The sequence below is a fragment of the Speluncibacter jeojiensis genome (genome assembly GCF_029589495.1).
Taxonomy (GTDB): Bacteria; Actinomycetota; Actinomycetes; order Mycobacteriales; family Mycobacteriaceae; genus Speluncibacter; species Speluncibacter jeojiensis.
This window is the reverse complement of sequence record NZ_JAAIVF010000003.1, coordinates 46170-68166: the sequence shown is the minus strand read 5'-3', so window position 1 is coordinate 68166 and position 21997 is coordinate 46170. Positions and strand designations below refer to the sequence as shown.

The 21997-nt window shown below is 69.6% G+C and carries 21 protein-coding genes; 5 read left to right on the top strand and 16 right to left on the bottom strand.

Features of this window, described 5'->3' with window-relative positions:
• Positions 1–8: 8 nt before the first annotated feature.
• The 16 genes from G4X40_RS11120 to G4X40_RS11045 form a co-directional block, all read right to left on the bottom strand.
• Complete coding sequence (locus tag G4X40_RS11120) at positions 9–1352, bottom strand: MCE family protein (RefSeq protein ID WP_277832520.1); 1344 nt, start codon at positions 1350–1352, stop codon at positions 9–11.
• Positions 1349–2482 (bottom strand): MCE family protein, encoded by a 1134-nt coding sequence (locus tag G4X40_RS11115; protein WP_277832518.1) that lies wholly within the window; start codon positions 2480–2482, stop codon positions 1349–1351. Before G4X40_RS11115 ends, G4X40_RS11120 begins: the two co-directional genes overlap by 4 nt.
• A complete protein-coding gene (locus G4X40_RS11110; protein WP_277832516.1) occupies positions 2479–3702 on the bottom strand; it encodes an MCE family protein in 1224 nt (407 codons plus the stop codon). The genes G4X40_RS11115 and G4X40_RS11110 overlap by 4 nt, the downstream gene beginning before the upstream one ends.
• Positions 3699–4721: an MCE family protein gene (locus G4X40_RS11105; RefSeq protein WP_277832515.1), complete on the bottom strand. Its 1023-nt coding sequence runs from the start codon at positions 4719–4721 to the stop codon at positions 3699–3701. Before G4X40_RS11105 ends, G4X40_RS11110 begins: the two co-directional genes overlap by 4 nt.
• 5 nt (positions 4722–4726) lie before the next feature.
• Complete coding sequence (locus tag G4X40_RS11100) at positions 4727–5770, bottom strand: MCE family protein (RefSeq protein ID WP_277832513.1); 1044 nt, start codon at positions 5768–5770, stop codon at positions 4727–4729.
• Positions 5767–6990, bottom strand: coding sequence for an MCE family protein (locus tag G4X40_RS11095; RefSeq protein WP_277832511.1), 1224 nt, complete (start codon positions 6988–6990; stop codon positions 5767–5769). Before G4X40_RS11095 ends, G4X40_RS11100 begins: the two co-directional genes overlap by 4 nt.
• An 11-nt stretch (positions 6991–7001) precedes the next feature.
• Entirely contained in the window at positions 7002–7868 is an 867-nt protein-coding gene (locus G4X40_RS11090; protein ID WP_277832509.1) for an ABC transporter permease, read from the bottom strand.
• Positions 7869–7872: 4 nt separating this feature from the next.
• Positions 7873–8637: an MlaE family ABC transporter permease gene (locus G4X40_RS11085; protein WP_277833056.1), complete on the bottom strand. Its 765-nt coding sequence runs from the start codon at positions 8635–8637 to the stop codon at positions 7873–7875.
• A gap of 231 nt (positions 8638–8868) precedes the next feature.
• A complete protein-coding gene (locus G4X40_RS11080; protein ID WP_277832507.1) occupies positions 8869–10464 on the bottom strand; it encodes an acyl-CoA synthetase in 1596 nt (531 codons plus the stop codon).
• A 66-nt stretch (positions 10465–10530) separates the two neighbouring features.
• Positions 10531–11796 (bottom strand): hypothetical protein, encoded by a 1266-nt coding sequence (locus G4X40_RS11075; protein ID WP_277833055.1) that lies wholly within the window; start codon positions 11794–11796, stop codon positions 10531–10533.
• Positions 11797–11813: 17 nt separating this feature from the next.
• On the bottom strand, positions 11814–12365 hold the full coding sequence (locus G4X40_RS11070) for a nuclear transport factor 2 family protein (RefSeq protein WP_277832505.1): 552 nt from the start codon (positions 12363–12365) through the stop codon (positions 11814–11816).
• A 60-nt stretch (positions 12366–12425) separates the two neighbouring features.
• Positions 12426–12626, bottom strand: coding sequence for a ferredoxin (locus G4X40_RS11065; protein ID WP_277832503.1), 201 nt, complete (start codon positions 12624–12626; stop codon positions 12426–12428).
• 43 nt (positions 12627–12669) lie between these two features.
• On the bottom strand, positions 12670–14025 hold the full coding sequence (locus tag G4X40_RS11060) for a cytochrome P450 (protein WP_277832501.1): 1356 nt from the start codon (positions 14023–14025) through the stop codon (positions 12670–12672).
• A 37-nt stretch (positions 14026–14062) separates the two neighbouring features.
• The gene (locus G4X40_RS11055) at positions 14063–14905 is read right to left on the bottom strand and encodes an SDR family oxidoreductase (RefSeq protein ID WP_277832499.1); all 843 of its coding nucleotides are present in this window, start codon (positions 14903–14905) and stop codon (positions 14063–14065) included.
• Positions 14898–16121 carry a cytochrome P450 gene (locus G4X40_RS11050; RefSeq protein ID WP_277832497.1) on the bottom strand — a complete coding sequence of 408 codons (1224 nt, stop codon included), beginning with the start codon at positions 16119–16121 and terminating at the stop codon, positions 14898–14900. Before G4X40_RS11050 ends, G4X40_RS11055 begins: the two co-directional genes overlap by 8 nt.
• A 3-nt stretch (positions 16122–16124) precedes the next feature.
• A complete protein-coding gene (locus tag G4X40_RS11045) occupies positions 16125–16697 on the bottom strand; it encodes a TetR/AcrR family transcriptional regulator (protein WP_277832495.1) in 573 nt (190 codons plus the stop codon).
• 354 nt (positions 16698–17051) lie between these two features.
• On the opposite strand from G4X40_RS11045, the gene G4X40_RS11040 reads away from it, so the two are divergent.
• The 5 genes from G4X40_RS11040 to G4X40_RS11020 all read left to right on the top strand — a co-directional run bounded on the left by G4X40_RS11040 (position 17052) and on the right by G4X40_RS11020 (position 21963).
• Positions 17052–18323 carry a cytochrome P450 gene (locus tag G4X40_RS11040; RefSeq protein ID WP_277832493.1) on the top strand — a complete coding sequence of 424 codons (1272 nt, stop codon included), beginning with the start codon at positions 17052–17054 and terminating at the stop codon, positions 18321–18323.
• Positions 18324–18418: 95 nt separating this feature from the next.
• A complete protein-coding gene (locus G4X40_RS11035) occupies positions 18419–19888 on the top strand; it encodes an aldehyde dehydrogenase (RefSeq protein ID WP_277832491.1) in 1470 nt (489 codons plus the stop codon).
• A 46-nt stretch (positions 19889–19934) separates the two neighbouring features.
• Positions 19935–20684: an SDR family oxidoreductase gene (locus G4X40_RS11030; protein ID WP_277832489.1), complete on the top strand. Its 750-nt coding sequence runs from the start codon at positions 19935–19937 to the stop codon at positions 20682–20684.
• On the top strand, positions 20681–21574 hold the full coding sequence (locus G4X40_RS11025) for an NAD(P)-dependent oxidoreductase (RefSeq protein WP_277832487.1): 894 nt from the start codon (positions 20681–20683) through the stop codon (positions 21572–21574). Before G4X40_RS11030 ends, G4X40_RS11025 begins: the two co-directional genes overlap by 4 nt.
• A complete protein-coding gene (locus G4X40_RS11020; protein WP_277832485.1) occupies positions 21571–21963 on the top strand; it encodes a carboxymuconolactone decarboxylase family protein in 393 nt (130 codons plus the stop codon). Before G4X40_RS11025 ends, G4X40_RS11020 begins: the two co-directional genes overlap by 4 nt.
• Positions 21964–21997: the final 34 nt, after the last annotated feature.

Sequence of the window (21997 nt, the reverse complement as noted above, 5' to 3'; positions counted from 1 at the left end):
CCGGACCGTCACTTGGTCAGCAGCGACGGCCATGCCGGTGCCCTCCCGTCGGGGGGTGTGTCGACCCGATAGGTCTTGCCGTCGGGTCCCACGTAGGTCCCGTCGGCCGGGTTGTAGCCGGTGGTGCCCACCGCCGGTGCCGGATCGATCTCGTCGGGCGCGTTGGTGCCGGCGGCGGTGTACGGCTTGTCGCTCGCGCATTCCTGCGGGGTGGGCGCGCGTTTGCCGGGCACCGCCAGGCAGGGCAGGTTGCGGCTGCCGCGCACCGCGAACTTCGAGTCGCGCGGCACCTTGCAGTACAGGTCGGAGGGGGTGTCGGGGATCGAGAAGTCCGTGGGACTGCGGCGCGCGGAGGCCGGCAGGTAGCCGGTGGTGCAGGCCGCGGGATCGTTGGCCTCCATGACGAAGTCGACGGCGGCGGCGCCGTCGGGCGCCCCCGTCTGCACCACCGTCGTCTGCGCGGCCTCGAGCGGCGGCAGCAGCAGCATGATCTGCTCGATCGCCGGGTTGTAGGTCAGCAGCACCTGCCCGACGCTGGTCAGGTTCTTCAGCAGCACGGGCAGTGTCGGCTGCACCTGGGCCAGCAGGTCCTGTGCCGATTGTGCCGTCGCCGGGCCGCTCTGTAGTAGCGACTGCACGTGCGGGTCGGCGGCCTGGACCTGCCCGGTGATGTCGGCCAGGCCCGACACCCAGGTGCGGATCTCGCTGCTGGTGACCGCCTGGTCATCGAGCAGCGGGCCGAGCCGCTGGACCAGGTCCCGGGTCGGTTCGGCGGCATCGGAGGTCTGGTTCACGAACGAAACCGTCGAGTCGAGCAGCTTCGACATCGCGGGCGCCTGCCCGCCGAACGCGCGGAACGACTCGTCGATGACCTCGCGGAGCCGGTCCTGCGGCACCGAGTCCAGCAGTGTCTGCGCGCGGTCGAGCAGTGGCCCGATCGCGGTGGGCAGCGCGGTGGCCGGCACCGTCAGGACCTCGCCGTCGTGCAGGTAGGGACCGGCGGTCGAGCTCGGCAGCAGGTCCACGTACTGTTCGCCGATCGCGGACATGCTGCGCACCCGCACCTGCACCGAGCGGGGGATCTTCGTCGAGCTGCGTAGCCGCAGCGTCGCGCGCACCCCGTCGGGGACGACCGACACGGCGCTGACCTGACCGACGTTGATGCCGCGGTAGGTGACGTTCGAGAAGCGGTACAGCCCACCGGAAGCCGGCAGGTTCAAGGTGACCGTGTAGTTGCCGATGCCCAGCGCCGCCGGGACCTTGACGTAGTCCACCCCGACCAGCGCCATGCCGACGATCGCGAGCACTGCGAACACCGCCAGTTGCGCGCGGACGAACCTGGTGAGCATCATCGGGCGCCTCCGGTGTGCAGGGGTGCGAGCAGCGGGTCGACCGGAGTCCCGGTCGGCGCCGTGGGACCCGCGGGTGCCACGGCCGGGGTGGCGCCCGGCGCGGGCGTACCCAGCGGGGTGCCGTAGGCCAGTCCGGCACGCAGCCGGGGCACGGTCAGGTCCAGGACCGCCCACAGGTTCGTGTAGTCGCCGCGCATGGCGTTGTCGATGGTGACCTGCGGGAACGGGAAGGTGGTGATGGTGCCGAGGTTGTTGATCAGCGAGTCTCCGGTGGCGGCCACCTGGGTCAAGGTGGTGCGCAGGCTCGTGAGGTTCTTCTCGAGGTCGGACCGGGTGGCGTGGACCAATTGGGTTCCGGTGTCGCTGAACCCCGTCAGCGCCTGCATGGCCCGGGTGAAGTCGGACCGCTCGTCGTCCAGGGTCTGCAGCGCGGTGGGCATCGTGTCGAGGGCCCGGGTGAGGGTGTCGTTCTCGCCGGCGACCTCCCCGGCGAAGCGGTGCAGGTTGTCGATCGTCGCGACGACCGCCGTGCGCTGTCGGTCGAGAGTTCCGGCGAGCTGGTCGATCTGGGTGAGCAGGTCGCGGATCTGCCGGTCGTTGCCGCCGAACGCGTTGTTGAGTTCGGTGGTGATGGACTGGACCTGGCCCAGTCCCCCGCCGTCGAGGACGACCGCCAGCGCCGAGAGGGTCTGCTCGGTGGTCGGATAGGCGCCCGCCCGTGCGAGCGGGATGACGCTCCCTGCGGACAGGCGTCCCCGCGCGGGGGCGTCGGTCGGCGGCGCCAGTTCGAGGTGCTGAGAGCCGAGCAGGCTGGTCTGCCCGATCGTCGCGACGGCGTCGGCGGGCAGGTCGACGCCGGGGCCGAGCGTGACGGTGAGCTTTGCGTGCCACCCCTCGGTCTGGATCTTCGACACGCTGCCGACGGTGACGTCGTCGACCATGACCGGGGAGTTCTGGGTGATCGACGAGACGTCCGGCATCTCGACGGTCACCTGGAAGCTGCCGGCGCCGTGGCCGCTGGTTCCGGGCAGCGGCAGCGAGTTCACGCCGTCCCACTGACACCCGGCGGTCGCCGCCGCCACCGCCAGCACCGTGGCCACGGCTGCCGTCGCCCGCGCCGCACCCCTCATCGGGTGCCCGCCTGCGGCGCCATCAGGTTCGAGAGCCCGTGCGCCGGTGGCGATCCCGACGGGCCGGACAGTCCGGGCACGCTGTCGACGGTCTGGCCCGGGCCGACGCCGCGCCCGGTGGTCGGGTTGATGGTGATGTCCGGGTAGTTCATCACCACCGTGCGCAGCAGCGGGCCGAGGTACTGCGCGCACAGCGCCGCGCCCTGGTCTGCGGAGGCCTGCGCGAGCCCGGCGATGGCGCCGCACACGAAGTTCACCGGATTGCCGAAGTTCTGCAGCGCCGGCATGCCCACGAACGACCCCTGGGCCGGGTGATAGATGTCGTAGTAGTTGACCAACGCGGTCGGCGCGATGTGCAGCACCTTCTCGATCGCCGGTTCCTTCTGCGCGAGAATCGATGTCGCGTCGGCGAGGCGCTGCACCTGCTCGGTCAGGCCCTGGCGGTTCTGGTCGACGAAACGTCGGATGTCGCCGGCCGCGCCGTCGAGGTCGGTCAGGGCCTGGGTCAGTTGGTCGTGGCCGTCGGTGAGCACGTCGGTGACCGAGGCGAGCCGGCCCTGGAACTGCACGATCTGCTCGTTGCTGGCCGACAGGGCGGCCGCGAATGCCTGCAGGTTACGGACGATGTCGAACAGGTCGCCGCCGCCCTTCGACAGGGTGGCCATGGTCGCGGAGAGCGCGTCGATGCTGCCGCGCAGGGTCGCCCCGTTGCCGTGCACGGCGGTGCCCGCCGCGTCGAGGAACCGCCCGAAGGTGCCCTGCGGATCGCCGGCGTGCGGGCTCATCGCGTCGACGAGCCGGGACAGTTCGGTTTTGACCTGGTCCCATTCCACCGGCACCGCGGTCCGGTCGAGTCCGATCGTCGTGCCCGCGGCCAGCGCCGGTCCCCCGGTGTACGCGGGGGTGAGCTGGACGAACCGGGAGGCGACCAGGTTCTGCGCGATGATCACCGCCTTGGCGCCGGCCGGGACGTGGGTGCTCCGGTCCAGACGCATCGTCACCCGGGTGCGGTCGCCGTCGGGCGCGATGCCGGTGATCGACCCGACCTTCACGCCGACCACCCGGACGTCGTCTCCCTTGTAGATGCCGGTGGCCGAGGTGAATTCGGCGGTGATCGTGTACGTCTGCAGCCGGACCGCGACGAGGTAGCCGCTCACCCCGAGCGCGACGAGCACCACGGCGAGGGCGATCTGGGCGAGGTTGCGGCGGGTGATCCTCATTTCGGCCCCTCGATGGTCGGGATCGGCAGCGGCGCGGGCGGCAGCCCGAACACGGCGTTCATCAGCGGCTGCGAGTACTGCGCGGGAATCAGGTTCTGGATGTAGGCGTAGAAGTACGGCCCGCTCGCGACCGTGTCGGCGAGGGTGCCGGCGTAGGTGCCCAGCCCGTCGAGCCCGGCACTGATGTTGTCGCGGTTCTTCTGCAGGATCGACACGACGGTGTTGAGTTTGGTCAGCACCGGACCCATCTGCGCCTCGTTGTCGTGCACCACGCCGCTGAGTTGTTTCGCCACCGCGTCGACGTTCGAGATGAGTTGCGAGAGCGCCATCTTGCGGGTGTTGAGTTCGCCGACCAGATCGTTGCCGTCGACGAGCAGCGCATTGACCCGCGAGCCGCGGGCCCCGAGCGTCTTGCTGACGCTGTTGGCCTCGCGCAGCAACGTCAGCAGCGCCTGGTTGCGGGTGTTGATGGTGTCCGAGATCCGCTTGAGCCCGTCGAGGGCGGGCGCGAGTTGCGGCGCCCCGGCCTGCAGTACCGACGACACCGCGTCGAGGCTCTGCGAGACGGTGTCCAGGTTCATGCCCCGCACGTCGGTGGTCAGGTCGCCCAGCGCCGAGGTGAGCGAATAGGCCGATCGGGTGTGTGCCAACGGGATCGTCGACCCGGCTGTGAGGGTGCCGGTGGTGCCGGGGTCGAGCACGATGGACCGTTTGCCGAGCAGCGAGGTCGTCTCGATCTTCGCGGAGGTGTCCGCGCCGAGGAGCACCTTCTCGTAGACGGTGAACGCGACACGTGCCCGGCCGCCGGACACCCGCATCGACTCGACCTTGCCGACGACCATGCCGGACACCTCGACGTCGTCGCCGCTCGCCAGTCCGCTCGCGTCGTCGAAGACCGCGGCGTAGGGCAGCGTGTGCTCGACGAACCACAGCCGGCCGAACTGCATGGCCGCGAGCACGACCAGCACGCTGAGCGTGATGCCGATGATCCCGGCCCGCACGGCCCCTCGCCCGGTCATCCGTCCTACCGCGGCCATGCGCACCTGCCCGTCTTCTGGTCGATCAGGTTCGCGGTGACCGGCCGTCCGTCCGCACCGGTGACCTTGATCTGCAGCCCGCACAGGTAGAAGTTGAAGAAGGATCCGTACGCGCCGGTGCGGACGAGCTTGCGGTAGTTGCCCGGCATGCGCTGGAGCAGCCCGTCGAACTCGTCGCGATGGTTCACGACCGGGGTCAGGGATGCGTCGAGTTGCCCGAGGGTGCCGGCGATGTCGGGGCGGGTCGCGGTGAGCAGGCCGGCGAAGCTGGCGGTGGCGCCGTCGATGCTGGTGACCGCCTGGCCGAGGATGCCGCGGTCCGCGGCCAGGCCGCTGACCAGTTGCTGCAGGGTGGTCAGGGTGGCGTCGAATTGGTCGCCCTTGGCGGAGATGGTGCCGAGGGCGGTGTCGAGGTTGTCGATGACCTGGCCGATGACCTGGTCGCGGTCTGCCAGCGTCGAGGTGACCGAGCCGATGCGGCGCAGCAGTTCGGCCACGGTCCCGCCCTGCCCCTGGAAGATCGTCAGCAGCGAGGAGGTCAGCCTGTTGATCTGGTCGGAGTCGAGCGCCTGGAACAGTGGCCGGAACCCGCCCAGGAGTGCGTCGAGGTTCAGCGCCGGGACGGTGCGGTCGGGTCCGAGGGTGGCGCCGTCGGCGAGCGGCGTCCCGACCGTGTCCCCCTGCTGCAGTTCGAGATAGCGGTCGCCGACGAGGTTCTGATAGCGCACGACCGCGCGGGTGGTGGTGGTCAGCGGCTGGCCCTTGTCCACCGCGAACCGCACGTGCACCCGGTGCCGGCGGTCCATCTCGACCGACCCGACCGACCCGACCGGCACCCCAGCGAGGCGGACCTTGTCGCCGGCGCGCAGCCCGGACACGTCGACGAACACGGCCGTGTATTCGTCACGCCCGCCGCCGTGGAACGGGTGGAACACGGCGACCAGCGCGGCGTTGACGACCAGCATGCACACCACGAAGACGGTGAACTTGACGGCGTTCGGCCGCGGCCGCCTGCGACGGGGGCTGCTCACTTGCCCGCCCTCGCGCGCAGCGCGGCGGGGTCGACCGGCACCCCGAACAGGTACGACATCAGGTCGGCGGCGCTGGGCGCGTTGACCTTCGGGCCCTGGTTGTCGGGGGCGAGCGGGTTGACCCCGGTGTCGGTGACCAGATACTTGGCGTGCTGATCTGCGGAGATGTCCGGCAGGCCCATACAGTGCGGTCCGCCGGTGGCCGCGACCTTGGGCAGGTCCTGCGGGTACCGGTACGACTGCGCCCCCATCAGCAGCCCGAACGACATCTTCACCCCCGGTTGTGCGCTGTAGGCGTCGTGCCCGATCCGGCTGCTCGCGTCGAGGCCCTTGAACAGGCACGGGATCCCCGGCGAGTATTCGGCGAGCAGCCCGGTGGTCGGGCGCAGCACGTCGAGCACCGTGGTCAACCCGGCGCTGTTGTCGCCGAGCAGGTCCCGTCCGGTGTTCGCCAGCCCGACGGTGTTGAGCAGCAGCAGGTCCAGATTCTTCGACTGCTCGATGACGGTGCGCCCGAGTGCGGTGGCGTTCGCGGCCGTGTGCATCAGGTTCGGGGCGACGTCCGCGTAGGTCGCGGTCACCGGCGCGAGGGCGGCGAGATCGTGTTCGAGGGCGGGTCCGGCCGAGTTCAGTTGCCGCAACGTCTGATCGGCGCGGTCGAGCGCCGTGCCGAGTGCGGCGCCGCGCCCGGTGAGCGTGGTGGCGATCGCGGACAGGGTGGCGTCGAGCTTGTGCGGTTCGACGGTGTCGAGGACCGCGGTCAGGCGCTGGAAGACGCTGTTCAGTTCGACGGTCACGTTCGAGGCGCGCACGACGGAGCCGTCCGTGAGTCGTGCGGGGCTCGGCGACGGCGGGTCCTCGAACTCGACGTCCTTGGCGCCGAACACTGTCGGGGAGGCGATGTCTACGCGCGCGTTCGACGCGATGGTGCCCAGCGCCGCCGGGTCGACGCGGAGCACCAGTTCGGCCTCGTCGTCGCCGAGGAGCCGGATCGAGCCGACCTTTCCGATGGTGACTCCGCGCAGCTTGACCCTCGCCCCCGGATCCATCACGAGACCGGCGCGCTGCGAGATCACGGTGACGGTGGCGGCGGCGTGCAGCCCCCCGGTGTACGCGACCAGCGCGAGGCTCGCGGCGCCTGCCACCGCGGCGACCAGGCCGACGGCGGCGAGCTTGCGGACCCAGCCGGGCCGCTGTGGGTGATCGGAGATGGTCGGCATGCGCTCCCCCGTCAGCCCGCGAGGTTGAAGTTGCCGGTGTCGCCGTACACCGCGAGGGAGACCAGCATGGTCACGGTGACCACCGCGATCAGCGAGGTGCGCACCGCGTTGCCGACCGCCCGCCCCACCCCGGCGGGACCACCCGTCGCCGTGTAGCCGTAGTAGGTGTGGATCAGCATCACCAGCAGCGCCATCACGATGACCTGCAGGTACGACCACACCACGTCGGAGGGGATCAGGAACGTCGAGAAGTAGTGGTCGTACAGTCCCGGCGACTGGCCGAACACCCACACGGTCGTGGCGCGTCCGCCGACGAACGCGGCGAGCACGGCCAGCGAGTACAGCGGCACGATCGTGACCATGCCCGCGACCACCCGCGTGCTCACCACATACGGCAGCGCGCGGATCGCCATCGCCTCGAGCGCGTCGATCTCCTCGCTGATCCGCATGGCGCCGAGTTGCGCGGTGGATCCGGCGCCGAGGGTGGCGGACAGCCCGATGCCGGAGATCACCGGCACCGCGATGCGCACGTTGACGTAGGCGGAGAAGAAGCCGGCCAGTGACTGGACGCCGATGTTGCCGAGCGAGCTGAACCCCTGGATCGCGATGGTGCCGCCCGAGGACAGAGTGAGGAACCCGACGATCACGACGGTTCCGCCGATCAGCGCCAATGCGCCACTGCCCAAGCTGATCTCGGCGATCAGACGGATGATCTCGCGGCGGTAGCGGCGGATCGCGTACGGAATCGCCGACAGTGCCTCGACGAAGAACAGCGTCTCGTCGCCGAGCTCGTTCCACGATCGCGACGACCGGGCCGCCGCGCGCCGGGTGCGCAGCGCCCCCGCGCTCAGTGTTCCCCCGCTCAGTGACAGTGCCATCGGATCACCTCGCCGTCAGTTGCACGCCGGCCGCGGTGATCACGGTGTTGACGACGAACAGGGCCATGAACGAGTACACGACCGTCTCGTTGACGGCGTTGCCGACGCCCTTCGGTCCGCCGCGCACGCCGAGCCCCCGGTAGCAGGCGACCAGTCCGGCGATGATGCCGAACGAGAAGGCCTTCACCGCGGAGATCACCAGCTCGCGGAACCCGGTGAGCAGGGTCAACCCGTCGGCGAACGCGCCGGGGTTGACGTTCTGCAGGATCACCGAGAACAGGAAGCCGCCGAGGATGCCGATCATGCACACCAGCCCGTTGAGCAGCACCGCGACCACGGCGGAGGCGGCCACGCGGGGCACCGCCAGCCGCGAGGTCACGTCGATGCCGAGCACCTCCATGGCATCGATCTCCTCGCGCACGGTCCGTGAGCCGAGGTCGGCGCAGATGGCGGTGGCGCCGGCTCCCGCGACGATCAGCACGGTCACGACCGGTCCGACCTGGGTGACCGATCCCAGGGCCGCGCCGGCGCCGCTGAGGTCCGCGGCGCCGATCTCGCGCAGCAGGATGTTGAGCACGAAACTGACCAGCACGGTCATCGGGACGGCCACCAGGACGGTCGGCAGCAACGACACCCGCGCCAGGAACCAGGCCTGGTCGACGAACTCGCCGACCTGGAACCGTTTGGTCACCGACGCGACCGCGACGTCCCGGCACAGTGCGAAGAACTCCCCGACCGCGCGCAGCGCGGGTGCCGGCGAGGGCACCATCCATCCGGAGTCGCCGGCGGAGCTGCGCCGCGGCACCCGCGCCGCGTCGAACGGCTCCTCGATCATTTTGTCGCTCAACGTCGACCGTCCTCGGAAATGGGATCCAAAGGTCAAGGCGCGCTGGATATTTGCGCGCAACGCACAGATGTCTATGGCGAGGCCGTAGACCGTGTGGACAACTGTCTGGACAGTACTATGGTTGCGCGCTGCGGGCGGGAATTCGCCCGATACTCACCTCTCGGTGACGGCGACTCGATCGGTGCCCGCGACGAAGGCCGCCGCATGGGTCTCGACGTGCCGCTGCGCCCACCGGAAGTCGGGCTTGCCGCTGGGGGTCCGCTCGACCCGGTCGGTCACCCACACGCTGCGCGGGATCTTGTAGCCCGCCAGGCAACCACGCAGATGAACCTCGAGCGAGGCGAAATCGACGACCGCCCCGTGGCGCGGCTGGACCACCGCGGCCACCCGGTGCCCCCAGCGTTCGTCCGGGACGCCCAGCACCACCGCGTCGTAGACGGCGGGATGCGACTTGACCGCGGACTCGACCTCTTCGGTGAAGACCTTCTCGCCGCCGGTGTTGATGACCATGTTCCCGCGGCCGAGCAGCGTGACCGACCCGTCGTCCTCGACGCGGGCGCGGTCTCCGGTGACCACCACCCGCATCCCGTCGACCTCACGGAACAGTTCCGCCGTCTTGACCGGGTCGTTGTAGTAGCCGAGCGGGATGTTCCCGCTCTTGGCGAGCCGGCCCTCACCGCCGCCCGGCGCGATCGGCCGATCCGCGTCGTCGAGGACCAGCGTCCCCCGGCCCGCGCCGACCCGCGGTCCGCCGGGCTGCCGAACGCCCTTGGCGGCGAAGCCGATTCCCCCGAAACCGGTCTCGGACGAGCCCACGGAGTCCGAGACGACGAGGTTCTCGAACTCCTCGAGGAACGCGTCCTTGAGGGCGGTGGAGAACAGCGCGGCGCCGGAGGCGACCGCCACCAGCCCGGTGGTGTCCGGCCGGGTGCGGCGGTAGGACTCGATCAGCGGACGGCCCATCGCGTCGCCGGTGATCACGAGCACGTGCGGGTGCTGCTGCTGCACAACCTCCCACACCCGCTCCGCGTCGAACCGCGGTTCGAGGACGACGGTGTTGCCGGAGAACAGCGCGGTCAACGTCGGCATCAGTGCCGAGGTGTGCATCAGCGTGGGCAGGATGAACCAGCGCATCGGCTCACCGACGGCGCCGGTGCGGGACTGTTGGTGCTCGTCCTCGACCGCGGTGCCGGTGTAGAAGTCGATGCCGCCGCCGAGGACCCGCCACAGGTCCTCCTGCCGCCACATCACGCCCTTGGGCCGTCCGGTGGTGCCGCCGGTGTAGATCAGCACCAGGTCGTCGGTGCTGCGCGGACCGAAATCACGAGTGGCGGTCAGGGATCCCAGATCCAGGTCGTCGACGACGATCACATGGTCGAGCACCGGCGCGTCCGCGGCCGCCGACAGCGCCGCGCCCGCATACTCGCGGTGACACAGCACCGCCCGCATGTCCGCGTTCCCGTACAGGTACGCCAATTCGTCTGCGGTGTAGCGGAAGTTGACGGTGATCGGCACGGCCCGGATCTTGAGGACCGCGAGGATCGAGGCCATCGTCTCCACGGAATTGTGCATCTGGATCCCGACGTGGGTGCCCGGACCCAACCCGAGTTCGGTGAGCCTGTAAGCCGTCCGGTTCGCCTGCTCGTCGAGTTCCCGGTAGCTCACGCTCCGGTCCCCGCAGATCAGCGCGGTGCGCTCCGGCATCGCGTCGACCGAGTGCTCGAACAGGTCGGCAAGGTTGTACGGCATTCCACGTCCTCACTGGGGCTGAACCCTGAACTGGGCCTGACTGATCTGTGTACCGATTACTGCGGCCTAGAGCACGGTGAGCGGCAACGGGATCCCCCGGTCCGCGAAGACGAACCCGGCGCCGCTGCTCACCTTCGCGATCGCCACCTCGACACACTCGGGCGCCGGCTCCGCTGTGGTGACGACCGCGACGGTCAGTGCCTCGGCGGTATCGGCGACCACCTCGCACGCGAAGCGCGGGTTGACGCCGCGCACCAGCGCGTCGAGCGGTTCGAGATGTTCCGCGTCGACGAGCGCCGGCCAGCCGCCGTCACGGTGCGCCGGCCCGGACCGCGCAAGAGTGAGGGTGAGCCGGGCGGTGTCACCTCCTCCGTCTCTGCTGCCGTCGATAGTGCGGGCAACGTACTGCACGGGCGAGAGCAGTGGGTGCACCGAGAGCACCCCGGCGAGTCCCGCGAGATCGTCGGGCAGCCGCAGCGCGGCCCGGATCCGCTGCGCGGTCAGGCCGGCGATCCCGGTCAGCTGCTTGCGGGTGATCTCCAGTGCCGACTGTTCGTCGGTGCGTTTGCGCACCGCCAGCAGGAAGCCGAGCGCGAGCAGATGATGCTGCAGACACACCTCCTCGGCGATCCGCACCAGCGCCGAGTGGGAGAAGTCGGCGAACCGCAGGTCCGACAGCAGCGGCCCCGCATAGTCGTCGGCGCCGCCGCTCCCGGTCTCGATCGTGCTGAGCCGCACGGCGACCGCCTCGGTGCGGCCGAGGATCTGCGTGTGCTCCGGGACGACCGGCGGCACGTTCGCCGGGTCGATCGTCACCGTCCACGCGCAGTGCGGGCGCCGACCGGCCGGTTCGCGGGGCGGGCGGTGGATCGGCCGGCACTGGGCGTGCGGGTTGGTGGCGATCGCGGTGGCGTCGAACGTCGGATCCTCGATGTCGTGGCACATCGCGGTCACGTAGGCCTCACCCATCGGTTCGACGTCCATCAGTGCGCCGCAGTGATCCAGCCAGAACTCGCCGTGGTCGCGGTCGTCGACCCGGAAGCGGAAGTCCATGAACTGCGGCGGCGCACCGATGTCGAGCTGCAGGCCTTTGAAGATCGTCGCGACGTCGTCGCCGGTGTAGCCCAGCGCGCGCTGCATCCGGCGCGTGTACCAGGGGCTCGCCGCCTGCCACTCCTCGATGGCGACCTCGGTCATGCCGGTGCGGCCGAACGGCACGATCAGGTGCGCCATCCCGGACCGGTCGATCAGCTGACCGGCGAGCAGCAGTTCGGGCACCAGTGTCGCCAGGTCGGCTCGGGACAGTGCGGCGAACGAGCCCGCCACCGTGATCCGATCGGCGCGCGCGGTCACCACAGCGGGACCGGCGACGTGCCGGCGGGGTACCAGCCGCCCAGCTCCTTGCCGCTGACGGCACGCTGGATGCGTCCCTTCATCCCGTCCGACAGCGCGTTGTCGGTGATCATCTCCAGGAACAGGTGCGAGACGTTCCCGAAGTCGAAGAAGTCGCGCTGCCAGGACCATTGGAAGTCACCGCCGTAGCGGAACCAGCTGCCGCCGATGCCGTGCACGCTGTAGTGCGAGCCGTCCGGTCGGGTCGAGTCGGCCACCTGCTTCCACATGCCGATCACGTCGCCGCTGCGCTCGTCGACGACGAACTTCTGGTACGGATACTCCCAGCCCTCGAGTCCCTGCATCTCCTGACCGAGCGCCAGTTCGCGGATCTCGTCGCGGCCGACGGCCATGAAGTCCTGCTCCGGGCCGTAGTTCCAGCCGTAGGTGGCGTCCTCGGTGTACATCTGCGCCAGCGGGCGCCAGTCCCGTTCGGCTTCGGCTCTCTTGTTCGCGTCGATCCAGCGGCTGATCATCTCGTCCAGCTCGGCGCGGTCGAACGGGGCCATCTGTTCTCCTTGAAATAGGTTGGAGCAGATCAGGTTTCGTCGATCAGGAAGGGCTTTCGGTCAGGCGGGGTCGCCGATGACGCGAAGTGCCTGGGTGGGGCAGTACTGCACAGCCGACTCGGCTGCGCCGCGCAGCCGCTCCGGCACGGCATCCATCAGGATCTCCACCTGGCCGCGGTCGGGCACCGCGAACACCTCCGGTGCCTCGAGCGCGCACATGGCGTGCCCCTGGCACAGATCCAGGTCTGCTTCGACTCTCATGCTTCGCTCCTCGGGTACTGGGGCTGCTCGGGTGTTCGAGTTGTCAGGCCGATCGCCGGCGGTAGCGGACCGCGCACGGCTGCGCCAGCTGCACGACCATCTTCGAGTGGTCGTTACGATAGCTGTCCGACGGCTGGACCATCTCGAATTCGTAGTCGCGCAGCAGAATCGAGAAGATGGCCTTGAGCTGCATGAGTGCGAACGCGGCGCCCACGCAGCGGTGCCGGCCGGCGCCGAAGGGTATCCACGTCCAGCGGTTGACGAGGTCTTCCTGGTTCGGGTCGATGTAGCGGCCGGGATCGAAGGAGTCCGGGTTCGGGAAGCATTCGGGGATCCGGTTGGAGATCGCCGGGGTGGCCGCGACCAGATCACCCTGCTCGATGCGGTGTCCGGCGACCTCGAAATCGTCGCGGGCCACCCGCAGCAGCAGGATCAGTGGCGGGTGCAGCCGCAGGGTCTCCTTGAGCACCGCCTCGAGCACAGGGATCTGACGCAGCGCATGGAAACTCACCTGCTCGCCGTCCGCGTAGAGCGTGTCGAGTTCGGCGGTGACCTTCGCCAGGTACTCGGGGTGGCGCAGCAGTTCGATCAGCGCCCACGCGGCCGTGCCGGAGGTGGTGTGGTGCCCGGCGAACATCAGCGAGATGAAGATGCCGGTGATCTCGTCGGCGCTGAACCGCGGGGCGCCCGCCTCGTCCGGGATCGACACCAGCACGTCGAGCATGTCGCGGTCCTGTTTGCCCTGCGGCGGATTCGCGATGCGCCCGTTCATGATCTGTTGCACCAGCTCGACCAGGCCCGTGCGGGCCTCGTCGCGGCGGCGGAAGCTCTCGATCGGCGCGTACGGGTCGACGAACGCGAGCGCGTCGGTGCCCTTCTCGAGGTCGTGGTAGAGCGAGGAGAACCGGCCGTCGAGTTGATCGCGGAACTTTTTGCCGATCAGGCACGCCGAGGACGTGTAGATGGTCAGCTCCGCGAAGAACTCGAGCAGGTCGATCTCGCCCTCGTCGCCCCAGCCGGCGATCATGTCCTGCACCTCGCGGTCGATGGTCGCCGCGTGGCCCTTCATGTGCTCACCGCGCAACGCTGTGTTGTGCAGCATCTCCTTGCGTCGCTCCGGGCTGGCGTCGAACACCACGCCGTCGCCGAAGATCGGCTTCATGAACGGGTAGGCGGCCTGCTGGTCGAGGTCCTCGTCCGCGGCGCGGAAGAAGAACTCGTTGGCCTCGGAGCCGGAGAGCAGCACCACCTGCCGGTCGGCGAGCCGGAAGGCGCCGACGTCGCCGCATTCGTCGCGGACGCGGCGCATCAGCGCTATCGGGTCGGTGCGCAGTTCTTCGAGGTGTCCGTGCTCGTGCTCGCCGCCGGAGACCCGGCGGGGTGTGGTCAGCGTGGCCATGTGCGGTCCTCTCCGACCGTGCGGTCGGTGGGTGGGATCAGGATTCGGGTGTTACCTCGGTGTTCGTGTCGCGGTGTGCTGCGGCGTTCGGGTCGAGCGTGAGATTCGGGTCGAGCGGCGCCTCGGGTTGCACTTCGGTGAGCACCAGGTGGGTGCCGCGCGGCGCCGACACGACGGCCGCGACGGCCGAGGCGATCGAGGAGGCACGCAGGAAGTACGGGTGCCGGGCGAAGCCCCACTTCGCCCAGTCCTGCAGCAGCGGGCCGACGACCTCCGGCGAGGCGGTCATGCCGGCCCCGGTCTGGGTCGGTCCCGGACGTACGACGCTCGCGCGCACCCCGCTGCCCTCGAGTTCCATGCGCATCTGGCGCACCAGCGCCTCGAGTCCGGTCTTGGCGGCCACATAGGCGCCCATGCGCGGACGGGCGATGTCGGCGCAGTCCGAGCCGATGACGACGAAGTCGCCCCGCCGGCGGTCGATCATGTGCGGGATCACCCGGTGCGCGAGCCGCTGGGTGCCGCCGAGGTGCACGCTCACCTGGAACGCGAAGCGGTCGGGATCCATCTCGTGCACCTGGGCGAAGTCCATGTCCCCGGCGCCCGAGAGCACGATCTCCGCCGGGCCCAGCGCGTGCTCCGCGGCGGTGACGAACTCGTCGACAGACTCGGTCGAGGAGACGTCGAGCCGGTGCGCGAACGCCTCTCCCCCGGCGGTGCGGATCTTGTCGGCGAGCGCCTCGCATTCGTCGACGCGGCGGGCGCCGAGCGCGACGGGGTGGCCGAGTTCGGCGAGCGCAAGCGCGGTGGCCATCCCGATGCCCGACGACGCGCCGCTGATCAGCGCGGGGCGGCGGCCCGGTTGCGGTGCGAACCTAGGCATCGGCGACAACCTCCACGGGCATTGCCGCAAATCCGCGGACGTTGGTCGAGTGCACCCGCTCGCAGCGGTCGAGGTCGACGGTGAAGTCCGACACCCGGCGGGCGAACTCCTCGAGCACCACGTTGGCCTCGAGCCGGGCCAGGTGCGCGCCCAGGCAGAAGTGCGTGCCGCGGCCGAAGCTGGCGATCTTCTGCGCGCTGTCGCGGCCGAGCCGGAAGGTGTCCGGGTCATCGAACACGTCGACGTCGCGGTTCGCCGAGGCGACCAGCAGCAGCACCTTGTCGCCGTCCGCGATCGTGCGGCCGTGCAGGTGGACGTCCGCGGCGGCGGTGCGCACGATGATCTGGCTGGAGGTGTCGTAGCGCAGCGTCTCCTCAACCCAGTCCGAGGTGCGTGCGGGGTCGCGCAGCACGGGGGCGATCTCGCCGGGGTTGCGGGCCCCCCAGTGCAGCGCGTTGCCCAGGAGCTTGGTCGTCGTCTCGTTGCCGGCGACGACCATGAGGAACATGAACCCGAGGATCTCCTCGTCGGCGAGCCGGTCGCCGTCGATCTCGGCCTCCAGCAGTTGCGATGGCAGGTCGTCCCCCGGCTGCGTGCGGCGCTGGGCGATCAGGTCCGCGTAGTACGTCAACAGGCTGATCGAGGCCTCCATGGCGGGCACCGGGACGTCGAGCACGCCGTCCTCACGGTGCACGACCAGGTCGGCGAGCCGCCGCACCTCGGCGCGGTCGGCCGCCGGGACGCCGAGCATCTCGGAGATCACGTCCATCGGAAGCTTTCCGGCGACGTCGGCGATCCAGTCGAACTCGCCTGCCGCGACGGCGGGTTCGAGGTGTTCGAGGGTCAACTCGGTGATGCGCCCGCGCAGCCCGGCCACCATGCGCGGCGTGAAACTCTTGGACACCAGTTGACGCATCCGCAGGTGCCGCGGGTCGTCCATCGCGAGGAACGACATCACCCGGTGGGCGTGCGGACCGTACGCGGCCGGGTCGAGGGAGACGCCGTTCGCGCTGGAGAAGCGGGCGCTGTCCTTGAACGCGGCCAGCACGTCGGCGTGCCGCGAGATGGCCCAGAAACCCAGGTCGTCGTTGCGGTAGAGCGGCGCCTCCTCACGCAGACGCCGATACGTCGGGTACGGATCGTCGTGGAACGCATAGTCGTACGGATCGAAGCTGAGTTGCTCGTGCGACCCGACGAACGCCGAGGTCTGGGGCATGTGTCACTCCAATAACAGTCTGGCGGCGGCTTCCATCCGGTCCGCGAGCTTTTCGTAGGTGCCGTAACCCATGCCGGCACGCACCAGGGCGCCGGCGTACAGCAGTTCCAGGGCCTCGATGCGGTCGGGATCGGCGGCCTCGCCCAGCGCGGTGGTCAGCCGGCGGCGGATGTCCAGGCCGATCCGGGCCCTCAGATGTTCGACGTCGGGGTCGCGGCCGAGCAGTGCGCTGGTGACGCCGCCGGCGAGTTCCGGCTCGTCGGCAACCAGCAGTGCGACCCCCCGCAGCACGGCCACGGCCCGGTCGACCGGCTCGGCAGTGCTCGCCTCGGGCTGCGGCGAGGCCGCAAGCCGACGCCAGAACACCTCTGCCACAAGGTGTTCCTTCGACGAGAAGTAGGTGTAGGCGGTGGCCGGTGCGACGCCGGCCCGCGCCGCGACCATCCGGACCGTCAGGCCGGCGAACCCCTCCTCGCCGAGCACCTCGACCGCCGCACGGGTCAACCGGTCGACGGTGTCGGCCTGGCGCTCGGTCAGCCGTCGGCGGGTAGACTCGAGATTCGCCTTACTGGACATGTGTCTGGACATTACTACGGGAGTCGGGGCCGCGGCAATGAAATCCGCGGGCGATTCGGGCCGGATCGTGCAGTGGCGCATCAGCTGCTCCCGGAACGGGAACGCGTTCGGTAGTGTGACGAGCGTCACCTGGCGGTGGTTTTGCCGATCGTGGCACGGTGTGCGGACACCGTGCTCGGCCCCCAGTCGCGACAAAGGCGTTCTCGGAACGGATTTCGGCCGGGCGCATGCGACCGGCACGACTACCGCGCGGTGGAGTCGGGCGGCCGGCAGGCCGTCGGACCGGAACACGTTCTCGCCCTCGATTCACCCTCCGATCGGTAGATCCGACCGGACATCCTGGAGGTGGAAATCATGACGCAAGACCAACAGGCTCCCGCCGGGAGCACGACCGGTTGCCCGGCCCTGCCGCCGGGATTCGACTTCACCGACCCCGACCTGCTCGCGCAGGGTCTGCCGATCCGGGAGTTCGCGGAACTGCGCCGGACCGCACCGATCTGGTGGAACGAGCAGGCCCCCGGCAAGGGCGGCGGATTCCACGACGGCGGTTACTGGGTGCTGAGTCGGCACGAGGACGTCCGCGCCGTCTCCAAGGACGGAGAACGCTTCTCCACCAACGAGAACGGCGTGATCATGCGCTTCGACGAGGGCATCACGGCCGACGAGCTCGCGGTGACCAAGGCGCTGCTGATCAACCACGACGCCCCCGAGCACACCCGCCTGCGCAACCTGGTGTCGAAGACCTTCACCCCCCGCGCGGTCCACGGCCTCGAGAGCCGGCTTGCCGACGCCGCCGAGAAGATCGTCCGGCGCGCGGCCGAGCAGGGCTCGGGCGATTTCGTCCACGACATCGCCGTCGACCTGCCGCTGCAGGCGATCGCCGATCTGCTCGGCGTACCGGAGGTGGACCGGGAGAAGCTGTTCAACTGGTCGAACTCGATGATGAACTACGACGATCCGGAGTTCACCGAGGACCCGCAACTCTCCGCCGCGGAGATCCTCGGCTACGCGTACAACATGGCCGACGATCGGATGAAATGTCCGGCCGAGGACATCGTGACCACGCTCGTGCACGCGGACATCGACGGCGAGAAACTCGACCAGGTCGAGTTCGGCTACTTCGTCATCCTGCTCACCGTGGCCGGCAACGAGACCACCCGCAACGCGATGACCCACGGCATGAACGCCTTCCTCGACCATCCGGACCAGTGGGAGCTGTTCAAGCGCGGCCGGCCGGCCACCGCCGTCGACGAGATCGTCCGCTGGGCGACGCCGGTCAACTGCTTCCAGCGCACCGCGCTGACCGACCTCGAACTCGGCGGTGTGCCGATCGCGAAGGGGCAGCGCGTGGGCATGTTCTACGGCTCGGCGAACTACGACGAGGAGGTCTTCGACGACCCGTTCAGGTTCGACGTCCTGCGCGATCCGAACCCGCACGTCGGGTTCGGCGGATCGGGCCCGCACTACTGCATCGGCGCCAACCTCGCGCGGATGGAGATCGCGCTGATGTTCAACGCGATCGCCGACATCGTCCCCGACATCACCAAAACCGGTGAGCCGGTCCGGCTGCGGCACGGCTGGATCAACGGGATCAAGGAGCTGCCGGTCGACTACGGCACCGTCTGAACGAGATTCGCCGGGATGCTGGCCCGTACGGCCGCGGTGAACTATAGTCCAGACAGCTGTCCAGAAATCTTGTGCGAACCGATCGGAGATTCCGCATGTCCCTTCGTCCCGTCGACAGTTCCGCACTGTTGATCGACGGCAAGCTCGTCCCCGGCTCGGGCGGGACCTTCGCGGTTACCGATCCGGCCACCGAAGAAGTCCTGGGCCGGGCCGCCGACGGGACTGCCGCGGACATGGACGCTGCAATCGACGCCGCCCGCCGGGCGTTCGACGGCACCGACTGGTCCCGGGACCACGCCTTCCGCGCGCGGTGCCTGCGCCAACTGCGCGACGCGCTGCTCGGCCACGTCGACGAGCTGCGCGAGCTGACCATGGCCGAGGTCGGCGCGCCGCGGTTCCTGACCGCCGGCGCGCAGCTCGAGGGTCCGGTGAACGACCTGGGGTACTTCGCCGATCTCGCCGAATCCTATTCCTGGGAAACGGATCTGGGCACGGCGACGCCGATGGGCATCCCCACCCGGCGGAGCCTGCACAAGGAGGCGGTCGGTGTCGTCGGCGCGATCACGCCGTGGAATTTCCCACACCAGATCAACTTCGCCAAGCTGGGCCCAGCGCTCGCGGCCGGCAACACCGTCGTGCTCAAGCCGGCGCCCGACACTCCCTGGGCGGCGGCGCTGGTGGGCAAGGTGATCGCCGAGGAGACCGACATCCCGGCGGGCGTGATCAACATCGTCACCTCCACCGATCACGGGCTCGGCGCCCAGCTGGCCGAGGATCCGCGCGTCGACCTGATCTCGTTCACCGGATCCACCGCCACCGGCCGGTCGGTGATGGCAGCGGCCGCACAGACGCTCAAGAAGGTCTTCCTCGAACTCGGCGGCAAGTCCGCCTTCATCGTGCTCGACGACGCGGACCTGGCCACCGCCTGTTCGATCGCCGCGTTCACCGTCTGCACTCACGCCGGGCAGGGCTGTGCGATCACCACCCGCCTGCTCGTACCCCGCGAGCGCTATGACGAGGCCGTACGCGTCACCGCGAACGCACTGTCGGGCATCACCGTCGGCGACCCGCGCGAGCGGGGCACCGTGTGCGGCCCACTGATCTCCGCGAAGCAGCGCGACCGGGTCGAGTCCTACCTGCGCCTGGCCGTCGAGGAGGGCGGGACCATCGAGTGCGGCGGCGGACGGCCGGAAGGGCTCGACCGCGGCTTCTTCGTCTCCCCCACGCTGATTTCCGGGGTGGGCAACGACGCGCGGGTCGTACAGGAGGAGATCTTCGGACCGGTGCTGGTCATCCTGCCGTTCGACGGCGACGAGGACGCCATCCGCATCGCCAACGACTCGCCCTACGGACTGTCCGGCGCCGTGTGGGGTACCGACCCCGAGCGCGTAGCCCGCGTCGTCGCCGGTGTGCGCACCGGCACGCTCGGCGTCAACGGCGGCATCTGGTATTCGGCCGACGCCCCGTTCGGCGGCTACAAGCAGTCCGGCATCGGCCGTGAGATGGGCGTGGCCGGCTTCGAGGAGTACCTCGAGACCAAGGTCGTCGCCTATCCGGCGACCTGACCTACGTGGCACCCCTGCAATCAGAATCTCTCGAAAGGACAACACGATGGGACGCTTCGACGGACGCACCGCGATCGTCACCGGCGCCGCCCGCGGCATCGGCGAAGGCTACGCCAGAGCGCTCGCCGCCGACGGCGCGAACGTGGTCGTCGCCGACCTCAACGCCGAACTCGGCGAGCAGGTCGCCAAGCAGATCGTCGCCGACGGCGGCACCGCGGTCTTCCAGCAGGTCGACGTCGCCGACGGCGCCTCCGCGCAGGCGTTGGCCGATGCCGCGATCGACCGTTTCGGCAGCATCGAGCACCTGGTCAACAACGCGGCGATCTACGGCGGCATGAAGATTGACTCGCTGCTGACCGTCGACTGGGAGTACTACCGCCGGTTCATGTCCGTGAACATGGACGGCGCCCTGCAGGTGTGTAGGGCGGTGGTCCCGCACATGCGCGCCAACGGCGGCTCGATCGTCAACCAGTCCTCCACCGCAGCCTGGACGTACTCGAACTATTACGGGCTTGCGAAGGCCGGCATCAACAGCCTGACCCAGCAGCTGGCAACCGAGCTGGGCTGGTCGAAGATCCGGATCAATGCGATCGCACCGGGCCCGATCGACACCGAGGCCACCCGCACCTCCACCCCGCAGGCGATCGTCGCCGACATGGTCAAGCGGATCCCTCTGCAGCGCATGGGAACACCCGAGGACCTGACCGGCCTGTGCCTGTTCCTGCTCTCCGACGAGGCGAGCTGGATCACCGGACAGATCTTCAACGTCGACGGCGGGCAGGTGTACCGCTCGTGACCCAGACTGCTGTGACGCTCGGTTACATCGGCCTGGGCAACATGGGAGCGCCGATGGCCACGCGGTTGCTCGACTGGCCGGGTGGCTTGACCGTGTGCGACACCCGGCCCGAGGCGCTCGAGCCGTTCACCGCGGCGGGTGCGACCGCCGCGGCCACCCCCGCGGCAGTCGCAGAACGGGCCTCGGTCATCTCGGTGACGGTCCTCGACGACGCGCAGGTGCGCGACGTGGTCACCGGCGCCGACGGCATCCTGTCCACCGCGGCGCCGGGCACCGTCGTCGCGGTGCACTCGACGATCTCCGACACCACCGCCGTCGAGCTCGCGACCCTCTGCGCCGGCGCGGGCATCCACCTGATCGACGCCCCCATCAGCGGCGGTGCGCCCGGAGCGCAGCAGGGGCGGCTGGCGGTGATGATCGGCGGGCCCGAGGAGGCGTTCCAGACGGTGCGCGAACCGTTCGCCCGGTTCGCCGAACTGGTCGTGCACGCCGGCGGTGTCGGCGCGGGTACCCGGATGAAGCTGGCGCGCAACCTGTTGCACTTCATCTCGTTCACCGCGGCCACGGAGGCACAGCGGCTCGCCGAGGCCGCGGGCATCGACATCCGTGCGCTCGGCAAGGTCGTGCGGCACACCGACGCGATCACCGGCGGGGCGGGCGCGATCATGCTGCGCGACACCACCGCCCCGGTCGCCGAGTCCGACGGCTGGTTCTCGATCCTCGGCCACGTCCGCAACCTCGGCGAGAAAGATCTGTCGCTCGCCCTCGACCTGGGCGACCGCCTCGACGTCGACCTGCCGCTGGCCGCGATCGCCCTCGAGCGGCTGGGAGCCGGACTCGGCGTCGGCCCGGGCACGATCGCCGACACCACCACGAAGGAGCGAGCATGAGCGACAACGGATCCGAGATCACCGAGACCCGCAGGCGCGGCGTGGAGATGATGAACCAGGTGTACGGCTGGGAGATGCCGGCCAACGTGCCCGGCGACTTTTTCGCGGTCACCGCCGATCATCTCTTCGCCGACATCTGGAACCGGCCGGGCCTGTCCGTACGCGACCGGCGGCTGCTGCTGCTCGGCGCGATCACCGCGCAGGGCCAGACCGATGTCGCGAAGATCCAGATCAACGCCGCGCTGGGGAACGAGGAGCTGACCGAGCAGCAGGTCGAGGAGGCGGCGATCTTCCTGTGCCACTACGTCGGCTGGCCGCTGGCGACCGGGATCAACAACGCCCTGATCGCGGTGAAGTCGGAACGTCGCAGGGCCGCCAAGGGGAAGTGAGGCGCGGGCGGGTCGGTCGTCGTGGCCGATCGCG

Excerpts from the sequence above, each read along its gene's own strand:
- G4X40_RS11035 (WP_277832491.1), top strand. The coding sequence starts at position 18,419 with ATGTCCCTTCGTCCCGTCGACAGTTCCGCACTGTTGATCGACGGCAAG.
- G4X40_RS11080 (WP_277832507.1), bottom strand. The coding sequence starts at position 10,464 with ATGCCGTACAACCTTGCCGACCTGTTCGAGCACTCGGTCGACGCGATG.
- G4X40_RS11090 (WP_277832509.1), bottom strand. The coding sequence starts at position 7,868 with ATGGCACTGTCACTGAGCGGGGGAACACTGAGCGCGGGGGCGCTGCGC.
- G4X40_RS11070 (WP_277832505.1), bottom strand. The coding sequence starts at position 12,365 with ATGGCCCCGTTCGACCGCGCCGAGCTGGACGAGATGATCAGCCGCTGG.
- G4X40_RS11030 (WP_277832489.1), top strand. The coding sequence starts at position 19,935 with ATGGGACGCTTCGACGGACGCACCGCGATCGTCACCGGCGCCGCCCGC.
- G4X40_RS11060 (WP_277832501.1), bottom strand. The coding sequence starts at position 14,025 with ATGGCCACGCTGACCACACCCCGCCGGGTCTCCGGCGGCGAGCACGAG.
- G4X40_RS11115 (WP_277832518.1), bottom strand. The coding sequence starts at position 2,482 with ATGAGGGGTGCGGCGCGGGCGACGGCAGCCGTGGCCACGGTGCTGGCG.
- G4X40_RS11095 (WP_277832511.1), bottom strand. The coding sequence starts at position 6,990 with ATGCCGACCATCTCCGATCACCCACAGCGGCCCGGCTGGGTCCGCAAG.
- G4X40_RS11045 (WP_277832495.1), bottom strand. The coding sequence starts at position 16,697 with ATGTCCAGTAAGGCGAATCTCGAGTCTACCCGCCGACGGCTGACCGAG.
- G4X40_RS11055 (WP_277832499.1), bottom strand. The coding sequence starts at position 14,905 with ATGCCTAGGTTCGCACCGCAACCGGGCCGCCGCCCCGCGCTGATCAGC.
- G4X40_RS11085 (WP_277833056.1), bottom strand. The coding sequence starts at position 8,637 with ATGGTGCCCTCGCCGGCACCCGCGCTGCGCGCGGTCGGGGAGTTCTTC.
- G4X40_RS11110 (WP_277832516.1), bottom strand. The coding sequence starts at position 3,702 with ATGAGGATCACCCGCCGCAACCTCGCCCAGATCGCCCTCGCCGTGGTG.
- G4X40_RS11020 (WP_277832485.1), top strand. The coding sequence starts at position 21,571 with ATGAGCGACAACGGATCCGAGATCACCGAGACCCGCAGGCGCGGCGTG.
- G4X40_RS11040 (WP_277832493.1), top strand. The coding sequence starts at position 17,052 with ATGACGCAAGACCAACAGGCTCCCGCCGGGAGCACGACCGGTTGCCCG.
- G4X40_RS11065 (WP_277832503.1), bottom strand. The coding sequence starts at position 12,626 with ATGAGAGTCGAAGCAGACCTGGATCTGTGCCAGGGGCACGCCATGTGC.
- G4X40_RS11050 (WP_277832497.1), bottom strand. The coding sequence starts at position 16,121 with ATGCCCCAGACCTCGGCGTTCGTCGGGTCGCACGAGCAACTCAGCTTC.
- G4X40_RS11105 (WP_277832515.1), bottom strand. The coding sequence starts at position 4,721 with ATGACCGGGCGAGGGGCCGTGCGGGCCGGGATCATCGGCATCACGCTC.
- G4X40_RS11120 (WP_277832520.1), bottom strand. The coding sequence starts at position 1,352 with ATGATGCTCACCAGGTTCGTCCGCGCGCAACTGGCGGTGTTCGCAGTG.